At 74.9% G+C, this 13,663-nt stretch carries 12 protein-coding genes; 6 read left to right on the forward strand and 6 right to left on the reverse strand.

Going from position 1 to position 13,663, the window contains the following annotated elements:
* Positions 1-144: 144 nt before the first annotated feature.
* On the reverse strand, positions 145-495 hold the full coding sequence (locus HJG45_RS23795) for a VOC family protein (protein WP_171615790.1): 351 nt from the start codon (positions 493-495) through the stop codon (positions 145-147).
* A gap of 186 nt (positions 496-681) precedes the next feature.
* Here HJG45_RS23795 and HJG45_RS23800 point away from each other — a divergent pair, with 186 nt between their 5' ends.
* The 3 genes from HJG45_RS23800 (at position 682) to HJG45_RS23810 (ending at position 3,096) form a co-directional block, all read left to right on the forward strand.
* Positions 682-1,470 carry an aldolase gene (locus HJG45_RS23800; RefSeq protein WP_171615792.1) on the forward strand — a complete coding sequence of 263 codons (789 nt, stop codon included), beginning with the start codon at positions 682-684 and terminating at the stop codon, positions 1,468-1,470.
* A 33-nt stretch (positions 1,471-1,503) separates the two neighbouring features.
* Positions 1,504-2,454, forward strand: coding sequence for an alpha/beta fold hydrolase (locus tag HJG45_RS23805; protein WP_171615794.1), 951 nt, complete (start codon positions 1,504-1,506; stop codon positions 2,452-2,454).
* A 231-nt stretch (positions 2,455-2,685) separates the two neighbouring features.
* Positions 2,686-3,096: a hypothetical protein gene (locus HJG45_RS23810; RefSeq protein WP_174890550.1), complete on the forward strand. Its 411-nt coding sequence runs from the start codon at positions 2,686-2,688 to the stop codon at positions 3,094-3,096.
* A 12-nt stretch (positions 3,097-3,108) separates the two neighbouring features.
* On the opposite strand, the gene HJG45_RS23815 is transcribed toward HJG45_RS23810, so the two are convergent.
* Positions 3,109-3,963 carry an NUDIX hydrolase family protein gene (locus HJG45_RS23815; RefSeq protein WP_171615796.1) on the reverse strand — a complete coding sequence of 285 codons (855 nt, stop codon included), beginning with the start codon at positions 3,961-3,963 and terminating at the stop codon, positions 3,109-3,111.
* Positions 3,964-4,090: 127 nt separating this feature from the next.
* On the opposite strand from HJG45_RS23815, the gene HJG45_RS23820 reads away from it, so the two are divergent.
* From HJG45_RS23820 to rpmB, 3 genes are all read left to right on the forward strand, one after another.
* The gene (locus HJG45_RS23820; RefSeq protein ID WP_254452744.1) at positions 4,091-6,073 is read left to right on the forward strand and encodes an ABC transporter ATP-binding protein/permease; all 1,983 of its coding nucleotides are present in this window, start codon (positions 4,091-4,093) and stop codon (positions 6,071-6,073) included.
* A gap of 135 nt (positions 6,074-6,208) precedes the next feature.
* Positions 6,209-6,475, forward strand: a complete 267-nt coding sequence (locus HJG45_RS23825; protein ID WP_171615798.1) for a hypothetical protein — start codon at positions 6,209-6,211, stop codon at positions 6,473-6,475.
* A 130-nt stretch (positions 6,476-6,605) separates the two neighbouring features.
* Positions 6,606-6,908, forward strand: coding sequence for a 50S ribosomal protein L28 (rpmB, locus tag HJG45_RS23830; protein WP_171615800.1), 303 nt, complete (start codon positions 6,606-6,608; stop codon positions 6,906-6,908).
* 191 nt (positions 6,909-7,099) lie between these two features.
* On the opposite strand, the gene HJG45_RS23835 is transcribed toward rpmB, so the two are convergent.
* From HJG45_RS23835 to rsmD, 4 genes are read right to left on the reverse strand one after another with little or no spacing between them, the layout of a single operon-like run.
* Positions 7,100-9,124 carry a DUF6212 domain-containing protein gene (locus HJG45_RS23835; protein ID WP_171615802.1) on the reverse strand — a complete coding sequence of 675 codons (2,025 nt, stop codon included), beginning with the start codon at positions 9,122-9,124 and terminating at the stop codon, positions 7,100-7,102.
* A complete protein-coding gene (locus HJG45_RS23840) occupies positions 9,124-11,862 on the reverse strand; it encodes a glycosyltransferase (protein ID WP_171615804.1) in 2,739 nt (912 codons plus the stop codon). The genes HJG45_RS23835 and HJG45_RS23840 overlap by 1 nt, the downstream gene beginning before the upstream one ends.
* Positions 11,855-13,090: a glycosyltransferase gene (locus HJG45_RS23845; protein WP_171615806.1), complete on the reverse strand. Its 1,236-nt coding sequence runs from the start codon at positions 13,088-13,090 to the stop codon at positions 11,855-11,857. Before HJG45_RS23845 ends, HJG45_RS23840 begins: the two co-directional genes overlap by 8 nt.
* Positions 13,087-13,650, reverse strand: a complete 564-nt coding sequence (gene rsmD / locus HJG45_RS23850; protein WP_171615808.1) for a 16S rRNA (guanine(966)-N(2))-methyltransferase RsmD — start codon at positions 13,648-13,650, stop codon at positions 13,087-13,089. Before rsmD ends, HJG45_RS23845 begins: the two co-directional genes overlap by 4 nt.
* Positions 13,651-13,663: the final 13 nt, after the last annotated feature.

Here is a 13,663-nt window from a genome sequence, read left to right on the forward strand (position 1 = left end):
TGTTTGATCGCGTGATTCACGCTTTTCGCTCAGTCCACCTCAGGCGATCACGCTCTAGAGTTCCCCGCGACGTTACTTCTGACCCGAGATTCGCCACAGCCTGCCGTGGCAGGGCAACGGGGGCGACAGGGTGCAGCGGGCGGCTCAGTCGTGCTGCAGGATGTTGAGGAGGCGACCGAAGGGATCGCGGAGGAAGAAGCGGCGCACGCCCCAGGCCTCGCGCACCGGGCCATAGGCGATGGCGCAGCCTGCCGCCTGCGCCCGGTCGAGCACCGCCTCCAGGTCGTCGACCTCGATGGAGAGGTCCGGCACCGGCGTGCCGTTGCCGCCCTCCCGCGCGATGCTGACCTGCGGCGGCGCGGCGCCGGGCGCGGCGAAGGTCACGATCCAGCCATGGTCCATGACGCAATCGAGGCCGAGCACCCCGCCATAGAAGCCGGCGGCCGCCGAAAGGTCCCCGGCCGCGATGTTCGCCACGATGCGCCTGACCGCCATGCGTCCTCCTCCCCGCCCATCTCGGGCCTTCGCGCCCCGCCGCGATCTGCTCCACAGCGGATTGCGTTCAAGATTGAACGCTGCTCCGCTGTAGTTTGTTGTTTCCAGAGCAGCGTCACGCGTCCGGGCGTTCACGCCCTCCCGCGATCTGCTCTAGCGTCCCCCCACCCACCGGGAGCCCTGGACATGGCCCATGCCTTCGGGGGCGCCAAGGCGCCCGCCCTTCTCCGCAACAGCGACCTCGATGCCGATGCCGTGCAGCAGGCGCGGATCGATCTCGCCGCCTGCTTCCGCATGGCGGCGAAGCTCGGCCTGCATGAGGGGATCTGCAACCATCTGAGCTTCGTCGTGCCGGGCCGCGACGACCTCTTCCTGGTCAATCCCTATGGCTGGGGCTTCTCGGAGATCACCGCCTCCCGCCTGCTGGTCTGCGACTTCCACGGCAATGTCGTCGCCGGCGAGGGTGTGCCGGAGGCGACCGCCTTCTTCATCCATGCCCGCCTCCACAAGAACGTCGCCCGGGCCCGCGCCTGCTTCCACACCCATATGCCGAACGCGACGGCGCTGGCGATGCTGGAGGGCCCGCCGCTGGTCTGGGCCGGGCAAACGGCGCTGAAATTCTACGGCCGCACCGTCGTCGACGAGGAGTATGGCGGCCTGGCGCTGGACGAGGCGGAGGGCGACCGTATCGCCGCCTCGGTCGGCGAGGCGGATGTCGTCTTCATGAAGAATCACGGCGTCATGGTGCTCGGCCCTTCCATCGCCGAGGCCTGGGATGATCTCTACTACCTGGAGCGCGCCTGCGAGGTGCAGCGGCTCGCCATGGCGACGGGGCGGGCGCTGAAGCCGGTGCCGCCGGCGCTGGCGGCCAGGACCTACGAGCAGATGCGCGAGGGCGACCGCGAGAGCGCGCGGCTGCACCTGGAGAGCGTCAAGCGGATCCTGATGCAGGAGGCGCCTGACTTCGCGCGCTGAGCCTCCCGCCTCAAGGATCGGGAAAGGGCCGCTATGGAGATCCGCCACCGCACCATCGCCGCCAACGGCATCCGCCTGCACCTCGCCGAGGCCGGCGAGGGGCCGACCGTGCTGCTCTGTCACGGCTTCCCGGAAGCCTGGCATTCCTGGCGGCACCAGATGGCGGCGCTGGCCGCGGCCGGCTACCGCGCCATCGCCCCCGACATGCGCGGCTATGGCGGAACGGAGGCGCCGGCGGCGGTCGAGGACTACACGCTGCTGCATCTCGTCGGCGACATGGTCGGGCTGCTCGGGGCGCTGGAGATCCCGCGGGCCGTCATCGTCGGGCATGATTGGGGCGCGCCGGTCGCCTGGAACGCGGCGCTGCTGCGGCCGGACCTGTTCCATGCCGTCGCCGCCCTCTCCGTCCCCTATGCGCCGCGCGGCCCCGTCAGCCCCTTCGAGGCGCTGCGCCGCGCCGGGCGGCGCAATTTCTACCAGCTCTGGTTCCAGCCAGCCGGCCAGGCCGAGGCGCAGCTCGAAGCCGACCCGGCGCTCACCCTGCGCCGCACCTTTTACACCCTCTCCGGCGACCCGCCGGAGGCGCAGCGCTGGAACCCCGACCTGCCCGAGGACGGCTTCCTCGCCAGCCTGCACGAGCCGCCCGCCCCGCCCGCCTGGATGCCGCCGGCCGAACTCGCCCAGTATGTCGAGACCTATCGCCACACCGGCTTCCGCGGCGGGTTGAACTGGTACCGCAACATCGAGCGCAACTGGGCGCTGATGGCGCCCTTCCTCGGCGCCAAGGTCACGGTGCCGGCGCTCTTCCTCGCCGGCAGCCGCGACCCGGTGCTGGGCTGGGCGGGCAAGGCGGTGGAGGCGCTGCCGCGGACCGCCCCGGCGCTGCGCGACCGGGTCATCGTCGAGGGCGCCGGCCACTGGGTGCAGCAGGAAGCGCCCGAGGCGGTGAACGCGGCGCTGCTCGGCTTCCTGCACGGGCTCTGATGCCGATGGCCGTTGATGCTGGCGCATCGACGTCCCCCTCAAACGCCGGGCGCAAACCTCCGGCCTGCCTGGCTTCGCCGCATCTGCGGCGGGCCCCGTCCGGGGCCTCGGACCGGTCAGGCGACCAGTCCGTTGATTTGTCGAAACAGCCTCGTTCCGCCGGCTTCCCGCCATGATCCGGGCGCGATTGGGGTGTCTTCTCCTGGGCATAGACCCAGGAGGGTCTCGATCATGAAGCTCCGCATCGCCACCGTCGCCCTGCTCGCCGCCGCCCTCGCCGCCCCGCTGGCCCCCACCGCCGCCGAGGCGCAGGGCTGGGGCCGCGGGTCCGGCCCGGGCTTCGCCGGCGGCCCGCCGCATGGTGGCCCGATGGGCAGGCCGATGGGCGGTCCCGGCTGGGGCGGTCCCGGCTGGGGCGGCCCGCCGCGGCATCACGGCGGCTCGGGCGGCGCCATCGCCGCCGGCATCATCGGTGGTCTGGCGCTCGGTGCCCTCGGCGCCGCGGCCCTCGCCGCGCCGCCGCCCCCGCCGCCGGCCTATTACGCGCCGCCGCCAGCCGTGGTCTATGCGCCGCCGCCGGTCGCCTATTACGCCCCGCCGCCGCCGGTGCCCTACCAGCCGGCCTATGGCTGGGGCTGGTAGCGGCCGGCCCGGTCAGCCGCCCTGGTCGAGACCGGCGCGAAGGGCTCGCCCCTCCGCGCTGTCGGGATCGATCAGCCCCTCGCGCAGGAAGAGGTCGATCAGCACCAGGTTGACGTTGAACTTGACGTCATCCGTGTCCCGCACCGCCTCGAGGACGCGGCGGATCGGCCAGAGCTCGAAGCGCTCCACCTCGTCGTCGTTCGGCCGCGGCTCGAAATCCTCGGGCAGGTCGAGGTCGAAGCAGTGCAGCAGGTCGCGCCGCACCCCCTCCTCCACCCGCATGGCGTAGGAGACGCGGCCGACCCGCCGCGCCTGCCGCGCGAGGTCTGGCGGCAGGCTCGCCTCCTCCCCCGCCTCCTTCAGCAAGGTCGCCTGCTCGTCGAGCCCGGCCGGGATGCCGCCGGCGACCAGGTTGTCGAGCTTGCCCGGCGCCACCGCCTTGTGGCGGGAGCGCCAGCCCATCCAGAGATGCAGCCCGTCCGGCCGCGCCACCCGCCCGTTCACATGCACGCCCGCCGCCCGGATGCCGAAGGCGGGCAGCGCGCCGCGGTCGAGGGTGGCGAGCACCGGCCCCTCCGGCGCCGCGCGGACATCGAAGGGCTCGTCCCGCAGCTTGAAATGCCCGCGCCCGGCCAGCGCCCGGGCGATGCCGGCCAGGGCCTCGCTGCGGGCGGCGGGGCTGCGCAGCCGCCCGGCGAGGCTGGCCCCCGTGGCGTCGAAATGCAGCTCACGCGGGAAGAAGGTCAGCGCCCGGGCGAGGTCGGGGCCGAGCCAGCCCACCTGCTGGCCGGCGATCGAGAAGGGCAGCAGGCCCTCGGTCGAGCCGAGGCTGTTGCAGGCGTCGATATGGCGCTGGAAGGGGTTCATCGCTCGATCTACAGCCCATCCCGGCGGCAATTGCACGCCCCGCCGCCGGCAACGGGGAGCCGGATGGCCGGTTTGTCACCGGCCCCATCCGGCCTATGTCCGGGGGCCCCGCCGGAGAGCCGATCCCTTGCCCCCTGCCGCCGCCCCGCCCCTGCCGGCCGAACGTTCCCACTGGCAGACCCTGCGCGACCTGCTGCCCTGGCTCTGGCCGGTGGGCGAGAGGGGGCTGCGGCTGCGGGTGGGGGCGGCGCTGCTCTGCCTGGTCGCGGCCAAGGCGGCGAATGTCCTGGTGCCGATCGCCTATGCCCGCGCGGTGGACGCGCTGGCGCCGAAGGAGGCGGTGGCCGCGGCGCTCGCGGTGCCGGTCGCGCTGATCGTCGGCTACGGCCTGCTGCGGCTGGCGGCGAGCGGCTTCGGCGAGCTGCGCAACGCCGTCTTCGCCAAGGTGCAGGCGCGGGCGGCGCGGCGCATCGCGCTCGCGGTCTTCGTGCACCTGCACGCGCTCTCGCTCCGCTACCACATGGACCGGCAGACCGGCGGCCTCTCGCGCGTCGTCGAGCGGGGCACGCGCGGCGTCACCTTCGTGCTCAACTTCCTGCTCTTCAACATCCTGCCGACGATCCTCGAGATCCTGCTCGTCGCCGCGATCCTCTGGCGGATGTTCAGCCTCACCTTCGCCGCGGTCACGCTGGTCACCGTCGGCCTCTACGTCGCCTTCACCCTGCTCTTCACCGACTGGCGCCTGCGCTTCCGGCGGGAGATGAACCAGACGGACCAGGAGGCGAACACCAAGGCGATCGACAGCCTGCTGAACTACGAGACGGTGAAGTATTTCGGCAACGAGGCGCATGAGGCCCGCCGCTACGACGAGAGCCTCACCCGCTACGAGCGCGCCTATGTGCGCTCCGAGACCACGCTGAACATGCTGAACGGCGGCCAGGCGGCGATCATCGCCCTCGGGCTGACCGCCGTGATGCTGCTCGCCGCCCGCGGCGTGCTCGCCCGCGAGATGACGGTCGGCGATTTCGTGCTGGTGAACACCTATCTCATCCAGCTCTTCATGCCGCTCAACATCCTCGGCTTCGCCTACCGCGAGATCAAGCAGGGGCTGACCGACACGGAGGCGATGTTCACCCTGCTCGGCGAGCCGCAGGAGGTGTCCGACCGCCCCGGCGCGCCGGACCTCGCCCCCGGCCCGGGCGCCCTGGCCTTCGAGGATGTGCGCTTCGCCTACCGCCCCGACCGGCCGATCCTGCAGGGCGTCACCTTCCATGTCCCGCCCGGCCGGACGCTGGCCATCGTCGGTCCGACGGGGGCCGGGAAATCCACCATCTCCCGCCTGCTCTTCCGCTTCTACGACGTGACCGGCGGCCGCATCCTGATCGACGGCCAGCCGATCGAGGGGGTGACGCAGCAATCGCTCCGCGCCGCCATCGGCGTGGTGCCGCAGGATACGGTGCTGTTCAACGACACCATCCGCTACAACATCGCCTATGGCCGCCCCGGCGCGACCGACGAGGAGGTGATCCGGGCGGCCCGGCTCGCCCAGGTGCACGACTTCGTCATGCGGCTGCCCGAGGGCTACCGCACCATGGTCGGCGAGCGCGGCCTGAAGCTCTCCGGCGGCGAGAAGCAGCGCGTGGCGATCGCCCGCACCATCCTTAAGGATCCGCGCATCCTGATCCTCGACGAGGCGACCAGCGCCCTCGACACCCGCACCGAGCAGGAGATCCAGGCGGCGCTGCGCCAGGTCTCGACCGACCGCACCACCCTGGTCATCGCGCACCGCCTCTCCACCGTGGTGGAGGCGGATGAGATCATCGTGCTGCAGGAGGGCCGCATCGCCGAGCGCGGCACCCATGCCGAACTGATCGCCACCGGCGGCCTCTATGCCGAGATGTGGCGGCGCCAGTCCGAGGCGGTGGCGATGGCCGAGGCGGCCGCGGCGGCGCAGGCGGCAGCGGATCTCGACCAGCCGCGCCAGGGCCGGGCGGCGGTGCTGCGCGGCACCGCCGGCCAGGCCGCGGCCCCGGTGGAGGCGGCGACGGAGGCCAGCCTGCCGGACGGGCCGGAGCCGGTGATCGAGGGCATCGAGCGCCCCGGCCCCTGAAGCCCTCCCTGATGCCGCCCCTGGCGGAGGCCCGCCGCCGGCGAATGTGGCCAGGGGTGGATCGAGGTGCGGATCGATAGGGGTTCCATGCCGGTGCTTCGCTGCCTATCTGCCTTGGCGACAGGAGGGCGCTGCATGCAACTTGACCCCCAGGGCATGGCCCCGGACGACCTCAGCCATGCCGGCTCGGTGGTGGACAAGGCCATCGAATACATGATGGACCAGAAGATCGCGCCCATTTCGGTGGCTTCGGCGCTGCTCGGCGGCGCCCTCGGCTTGCTCGCCCGCACCATGGACGACCGCGCCATCGCCGGCGTGCTGCGCAACGCGCTGATGTCGGTGGAATCCGGCGAGTTGCGGGAGATGCGCGAGCAGATGCCGGACCAGCCGCCGGGGAACTGAGCGGGCGGCGGCGGACCGCCCCCGCCGCCGCTTGACTCCCGCGGCGCTGCGGGCCATACGCCGCAACCTTCTTCGCCCACCCGCACGCGGCGGCCTCCGCCGCGTGCTGCTGTATTCGGGATTTTGCGCCATGGCCCGCCGCTGCGGCATCACCGGCAAGGGCGTGCTGACGGGTAACAACGTCAGCCACGCCAACAACAAGACGCGTCGGCGCTTCCTGCCGAACCTGCAGGAGACGTCCTTCTTCTCCGACGTGCTGGCGACGAGCGTGCAGCTGCGGCTGACCACGAACGGCATCCGCACGATCGAGCACAATGGCGGGCTCGACGCCTTCCTGCTCGGCACGCCGAACCGCAAGCTGCCGAACGAGGCGCAGGTGCTGAAGCGCCGCATCCAGCGCGCCCAGGCGAAGAAGGCCGCCGCCGCGGCCTGAAAACGCTCCCACGGAGCCACTGCGCGGCTTCGAGAGGATCCCAATGGCGCTTCGCAGGCCCGAGGCATGGCGCAGCCTGCCAGGGCAGGGCCACGGGAAGCGACTGTTCTAGTAGCCCTCGACGCAGCTCCGCTGCGCCGGGATCGCCACGCCGGGCCCCGTGCCCGGCGTTGTCGTAGCCGGGTCCGGCCTCAGGCCGCCGCGACCGCCTCCGTTCGGCTCGCCGTCGCCGCCAGCTGCCGGGCGGCGCCGATCCAGCGCTCGTACTCCTCCGGATCCGTAGTGGCGTCCCGCGCCGCGGTGGCGACCGCCGCCGGCAGCAGCCGCAGCACCGCGAGCAGCGCCGCCCGGTCGCGCTCGGTGGCGAGCTCCCGCGCGAAGCCGCCGGTCAGCCGCGTCTCGGGCAGGTGCAGATAGGGGCCGGCGGCATCGACGGGCGTCGATGCCGGCCAGCGCTCGAACACCACCGGCCAGTCCGGCCGCTGGCGGAATTCCAGCAGCGGCTGCTTGCCGTTGAGCGCCAGCTTGCAGCGCAGCCGCGGCCAGGATTGCGCGCCCGCCTGCACCGCCTCGAGCAGCAGGTCGAGATGGCGGTAGCCGCCGCCCTCGCTGCGATAGCACTCCATCAGCCGCACCCTGGCGGCGGCGGGGGCCTCGGGCGCCTGCGAAACCGGCCGCGGCGGCGCTGCCTGCCGGATCGTCTCGGGGATCGCCCCGGGCGGCGGCTGCACCCGGCGGATACCAGCGAGCCGGGCGATCTCCACCTGCAGCACCGCCTCCGGCGCCGTGTTGCGGTTGCGCAGCACCAGCGCCACCACCGCTTGGCGCGACGTCTCCGGCGGCAGGGTGAGCACCGGCCGGCATTCCGCCTCGCCGGACTGGCCGGCATGCCAGCCCGACCAGCCGGCGCCGGGTGCGGTGGTCGAGAGATCGGCCACCGCGGTGATCTCGCGCCCCGCCGGCTGCAGCCAGAGCGCGGCATCCAGCCAGGCGGCGTCGCCGAGCGCCACCACCAGCTCCGCCCGCAGCAGGTCGAGCCCGTGCAGCGGCACCCCCGGCAGCACCACCAGCGCCCGCTCGCCCGGCCCCAACGACGCCACCAGCCGCGCCGCCTCCCGGCCGATCGCCACCCGCTCGACCCGGCCCTCGGCCAGCCGCGCCGCCTGCCAGATCTGCTGCGGCAGCTCGACCGGCGCGCCGGCGGGCGGCGCCGGCAGCCTGATCGCCTCGTCATCCCACCAGGCGGCCTGCACCAGGCGCCGGCCCGGCAGGGCGGTCCAGAGAGCGAGGGCCAGGGCGCGTTCTTGCGGCGGGCCGCCCGCGACGGCGACGGCGCCGCCCGGCCCGGCCGGTTCCCCGGCGAGCGACAGGGCGAGGCGATCCCCCGGCCCGAGGGCCGCCCTCACCTCCAGCCAGGCCGTCTCGCGCAGCGGCCCGACCGGCTCCGGCAGATCGAGGGTGAGCCAGCCCTCGGCGAGCGCCTCCCCCGGCACCCGCCAGGCGCCGAGGATGCGGCCGCTCTCGGCGCCGAGCAGGCGCAGCCGCAGCAGGCCAGCAGGGCCGAGCGCGGCCTGGCGAAGATGCAGCGCGATGGCGGCCAGCCCCTCGAGCTTGACGCCGAGCGACTGGCCGAGGGCGAGCTGTCCTTCCGCCGCCGCCACCGCCTCGCCGCTCTCGGCCGGCATGGTCGCGGCGACCAGCACCGGCGGCGCGGGCGGCTGGAGCTGCGCGCTGGCCTGGCGCAGCCGGGCCTGGGCGAGACGCAGCGCCTCGTGCTCGCCGCGCAGCGCGACCAGCGCCTGCCGCGCCGCCGCCGCCGCCTGGGCGCTCGCCGCCAGCGCGGCCACGGCATGGGCGGCGAGTCCCGGCAGCGCCGCCGCCCCATCGGCCGCCAGGAGCAGCGGCGGCACCGCCTGTGGCGCCGCCCTCTCCCACCAGTCACGCAGCGCGGCCGCTGCCTCGGGCGCGGGCGTCACCAGGGCGAGCACCCCGCCGGGCGCGGCCGGCAGCGGCAGCCCCTCGGCGGCGGCCTCCTCGGCGCCCCATGGCTGCAACCAGGGCAGGCCGCCCTGCAGTCGGGCCTCCCAGAGGGTGAGGCCGGGCAGGGCCAGGACCTCGGGCGCCGCCACCCCTGGCAGCAGGATGAGCTTCGGGCCGCCGTCGAAGAGGGCGGCGAGACGGCCACGGGCGACCATCGGCGCGGCGCCGGCCAGCATCACGCCACCGCCGCCGGCTGCCGGGCCCCGCGCGGCGCCGCATCCGGCACCGGGGGCGGCACCAGCGCGTCGAGCCGCGCCATGAAGGCGCGCAGATTGGCCTCCCAGTCGAGCGCGCCGGCCCGGGCCGCGGCCCGGGCGCCGAGGGTGCGCAGCCCCGTCCGGTCGGCCTCGAGGCTGCGGATGGCGGCGATGAAGCGGGCGATGATGGCCTCCTCCGGCAGATCGGCGGGAATCAGGATGCCGTCCTCCCCGTCCGTGACGATCTCCGCCACCGCTCCGACATCGGTGGCGAGGACAACGCAGCCCATGCGCTGCGCCTCCAGGATCACCAGCGGCACGCCCTCGAAGCGCGAGGGCAGGACCAGCAGGTCGGCCCAGGCATAGAGATCGTCGAGTGCCGCCGGCGCCTGCACCGGCGGCTCCGGCGCCACGGCGAGCAGCGGCTGCGCCCCGCCTGGCGCCCCATGGGGTGCCGCATCGCCGAGCACCGGCCGGCCGACGACGCGCCAGGCGATGTTTGGCACCCCATCTGGCCCCCCATCTGGCCCCTCAGCGGCAGGGTCGGTGGCGGCGATGATGGCGGCGAGGCGGTCGATCCCCTTCTGCGCATCGAGCCGGCCGAGGAAGAGCGCGCGCAGCCTCCCCTCCCGCCCCGGCCGCGCCGCCAGCGCCGCCTGCCGCCGCGCCGGCGTGCTGGCGTAGCCGGGGGCGTTCGGCACCAGGATGAGCTTCTGCGCCGGCACCGCATGCGCCAGGCACCAGCGCCGCAGCGCCTCGGAGATCACCAGCACGCCGTCATAGGCATGCTCGTAGGCGGCCAGCATGTGCGGATTGCCGTGCGGCTCGTCCCAGGGCGTGCGCTCCACCAGGTGCAGCGCGCCGAAGACCCGCACGCCGAGCGCCCGCAGCGGCGCGGCGAGGGCGTGGCAGCCGACCGCATGGGTGTTCACCACGACATGGCATTGCGCGAGCAGGCCGAGCGCGTCGCGGGCGCCGGGATGCTCCGCCATGCGCGAGACGGTGCCGCCGAAATACCCTTCGTCATGGGCCAGCCGGTCCTCGCCGAGGCCCTGGAACAGGCTGACCGTGTCGAAGCTCGCGGCGATCTCCGGCGCCCATTCCATGCGCATCGCCCCGGCGATGACGAGATGCGTGCGCCAGCCCCGGGCGCGCAGCACGGCGGCCTGGCGCAGCACCACCTTCTCCAGCCCGGCGAAGGCGAAGACCGGCAGCAGGAAGGCGATGTCACGCCGGTCCGCATCCGGCAGCAGCGGCAGCGTGGCGCCGAGGCCGAGGCCGGCCCGCGCCGCCGCCGCCATGCCGCTGCGCGGCCCGCGCCAATCGGTGCGCCAGGGCCGCGGCGGCATCCCCGCGGCCGTCCGCAGCGCGGCCAGCGCCGCCAGCTCCGCCTGCAGCCGCCGCAGCGCCGCCGGCCCCGCCTGCGGCGCCCCGCCGGGCAGCCGCAGCCGCAGCCGGGCGATGCGCAGGGCGGACCGCGACCCATCCAGGCCCGATGCCTCCAGGCTGGCCAGCCCGGGCGAGAGCGGATCCTCCGCAAGCTGCCAGAGCCGCTCCGTGCCGAGCGCCAGCAGCGCCGCGCCGGCGATGCCCGACGCCGCCTCCTGCGGCTGCTCCAGGGCCAGCTCCGTCCCCGTCGCGGCGACGAGTTCGAGCGTCACCGCCTCATGCTCCCGCAGCAGCCGCTCCACCCACCAGAGCAGCATGGGCAGCAGGCCGAGGGCGCGCAGCCGTGGCACCGCCCCCGCCGCGGCGAAGAGGGCGATGGCGGGCGCATGCACCGCCCCCGGCGCCGCCGCCGCCTGCCGCAGGCGGTGCCGGATGGCGGCGGGCGCGACCGGCGCCGGGTGGGCGGGATCGAGGAAGAGATCGACCTCCGCCGCATCGGCGGCGAAGAGGGCGAAGCGCGGCGCCTCCTCGGCCTCGAGCGTCATCAGGTGCCGCGGCCGCAGCAGGGGCGCGTGCCGCTCGCGCAGCAGCCGCAGCAGGTGCTCGCGCTGCCGCTCGGCGGCGGCGAGCATGCTCTCCGGCCGCCGCCGGTAGAGAAAGCCCGCCCCCGGCAGGTGCTCGCCGCGGAAGCCGGCGCGTGCCGCCTGCAGCCAGAAGTCCCAGTCCTCGAAGCCGGCGCGCATCGCCGTGGTGTCGAAGCGCAGGCCGCGCTCGAAGACCGCGCGCCGCACCAGGCTGCCGGCCTCGCAGTAATTCTGCACGAGGAGCTGCAGCAGGGAGAATTCGCCGCCGCAGGCGCAGCCCTCGCCCATGCCGAAGCTGTCGATGTCGGGATAGAACCAGCCGATCGAGGCCGGCGCCGCCCGCAGCGCCGCGAAGGCGCGGGCGAGGAAACCCGGCCGCAGCCGGTTGTCGGCATCGAGGAAGAACAGTGCCTCGCAGGCCGGGAAGGCGGCGAGGGCGAAGTCGATCCCGGCATTGCGCGCCACCGAGAGGCCCTGGTTGCGCTGCCGCAGCAGGAAGATGCGGCCCGGATGCGCCGCGGCGAGGTGCAGCGCCGTCGCCGCCGTCTCCGGCGCCGGGCAGCCGTCATCCACCACCACCAGGGCGAAGGGTGGGGCCGCCTCCTGCGCCAGGGCGGAGGCGATCGCCTCCGGCAGCAAGCCGGGCTGGTTCCAGGCGGGGATGATGACGGCGATTCGCACCGCCGCGGCGCCCGCCGGCGCCGGCATGGCGATCACCGGACCGAGGGAGTGGGTGTCAGGCAAAGGCGGCCCGGATCAGCGAGGCATAGCGGCGCAGCATGGCGGCCTGGTCCGTGGCCAGGGCCAGGCGGTAGGCCGACTCAACACATGCGCACGAAATCATATGGTTGTTCAACCTTACCGCGCATAGAGCCGTCAAGTCCGTAATGCCGCCGTTAGGCGCGATGGCGGCGAGACGGTCGGCCTCCTCGCCGAACCCCTCCATCGCATCGCCCGAGGCGATGACCGGGCAGCGCCGCGCCGCCGCCTCGAGGAAGACCAGCGGGCAGCCCTCCAGGCGCGAGGGCAGCAGCAGCGCATCGGCGGCCAGCATCCAGTCCGGCGCGTCGGCGACATGGCCGGGCAGGCGCAGCGCCGCCTCGCGCGCGGCCGGGCTGCGGCGCAGCGTCTCGCGCAGCGAGCCGTCGCCGAGCGCGACCAGGGTGGCGTCGCAGGCCGTCCGCAGCCGCGCGGCGATGCCGGGCAGCAGGTCGGCGCCCTTCTCCCATTCCAGCCGACCGGCGAAGAGCAGCAGCCGCGCCCCCGGCGGCAGGCCGAGCCGGCCGCGCAGCCGCGCCCGGGCCGCCGCCCGCAGTGCGGGATCCTCCGGCGGCACCGGCACGCCGTTCGGCACCACGGCGAAGCGCGCCGCCGGCAGGCCGAGCCGCGCCGCGGCGCGGGCGGCGACCGGCGCGGAGACCGCGGCGAAGCGCAGCGGCGCCGCGGCGAGGCGGGCGGTGACGGAAAGCGCCGCCGCCGGCAGCGGCGGCTCCGGCTCGCGCGGGGCGAGGTGGTGAATGGCCAGGGCCGGCAGGCCGGCCTCGATCACCGCCTGGAACAGGCCGAGACCGTGATCCGGCCAGGGCAGCGGCAACAGGACGAGGTCCGGCCGCACCGCCGCCAGGACCGGGGCGAGGGCCGCTGCCTGGGCCCGGATGGCGGCCTCGATCCCGCCGCCGGCCGAGGCATCGGGCCGCCAGGCGAGCGGCGCCGGCTGCAACCGCACCGCGGCCCGCCCCTCGGCCCTACCCCCTGTCCCCCCTGGCGTTTCCAGCATGGCGGCGAAGCCGGCGGCGAGCGGCGGCGCCAGGGCGACCGTGACCGCGACGCCGGCGGCGGCCAGCGCGGCGGCGAGGACGGCGCTGTGCCGCTCCGTGCCGCCCAGCCCGACCGAGGGCAGGGCCAGCAGGATGCGCGAGACGCCCCCACCTGGCCCGCCCCTTGGCCCTCCCCTTGGCGCACCAGGCGTCACGCCAGCGCCTCGGCGCGCAGCACCAGCAGATGCGCCGCCCCATGCGCCCGCTCGGCGAGCAGGGCGAAGCCCGGCGGCGGCGCCTCGGGCGCGGCGCCGTATTCGGCGCAGACCAGGGCGCCCGGCGCGATCCAGCCGGCGGCACCGAGTCCGGCGAGGGCCGCCGCCATCAGCCCCTCGCGGTAGGGCGGGTCGAGGAAGAGCAGGTCGCAGGCCGCCGCGGCGCGGGGCGGGTGCGTGGCATCGGCGGCCAGCACCCGGCAGCGCGCCTCCTCGCGGCAGGCGGCGATATTGGCGCGCAGCGCGGCGAGGGCCGCCCGGTCGGTCTCGAGGAAGCTGGCCGCGGCGGCGCCGCGCGACAGCGCCTCGAGGCCGAGCGCCCCGGTGCCGGCGAAGGCGTCGAGCACCGTGGCGCCCTCGACCCGCCCGCGCCCGGCCCAGGGCGCGTGCCAGAGCATGTCGAACAGCGCCTGCCGCACCCGGTCCGCGGTGGGGCGGGTGGCGGCGCCGGCCGGGGCGAGCAGGCGCCGGCCACGATGCCGTCCGGCGATGATGCGCATGGCCGCGCCCCCG

It is taken from the genome of Roseicella sp. DB1501 (genome assembly GCF_013112485.1).
Classification (GTDB): domain Bacteria; phylum Pseudomonadota; class Alphaproteobacteria; order Acetobacterales; family Acetobacteraceae; genus Paracraurococcus.

Coding starts and splice junctions, on each gene's coding strand:
- HJG45_RS23795 (WP_171615790.1), bottom strand. CDS start 495: ATGGCGGTCAGGCGCATCGTGGCGAACATCGCGGCCGGGGACCTTTCG.
- HJG45_RS23800 (WP_171615792.1), top strand. CDS start 682: ATGGCCCATGCCTTCGGGGGCGCCAAGGCGCCCGCCCTTCTCCGCAAC.
- HJG45_RS23805 (WP_171615794.1), top strand. CDS start 1,504: ATGGAGATCCGCCACCGCACCATCGCCGCCAACGGCATCCGCCTGCAC.
- HJG45_RS23810 (WP_174890550.1), top strand. CDS start 2,686: ATGAAGCTCCGCATCGCCACCGTCGCCCTGCTCGCCGCCGCCCTCGCC.
- HJG45_RS23815 (WP_171615796.1), bottom strand. CDS start 3,963: ATGAACCCCTTCCAGCGCCATATCGACGCCTGCAACAGCCTCGGCTCG.
- HJG45_RS23825 (WP_171615798.1), top strand. CDS start 6,209: ATGCAACTTGACCCCCAGGGCATGGCCCCGGACGACCTCAGCCATGCC.
- rpmB (WP_171615800.1), top strand. CDS start 6,606: ATGGCCCGCCGCTGCGGCATCACCGGCAAGGGCGTGCTGACGGGTAAC.
- HJG45_RS23835 (WP_171615802.1), bottom strand. CDS start 9,124: ATGCTGGCCGGCGCCGCGCCGATGGTCGCCCGTGGCCGTCTCGCCGCC.
- rsmD (WP_171615808.1), bottom strand. CDS start 13,650: ATGCGCATCATCGCCGGACGGCATCGTGGCCGGCGCCTGCTCGCCCCG.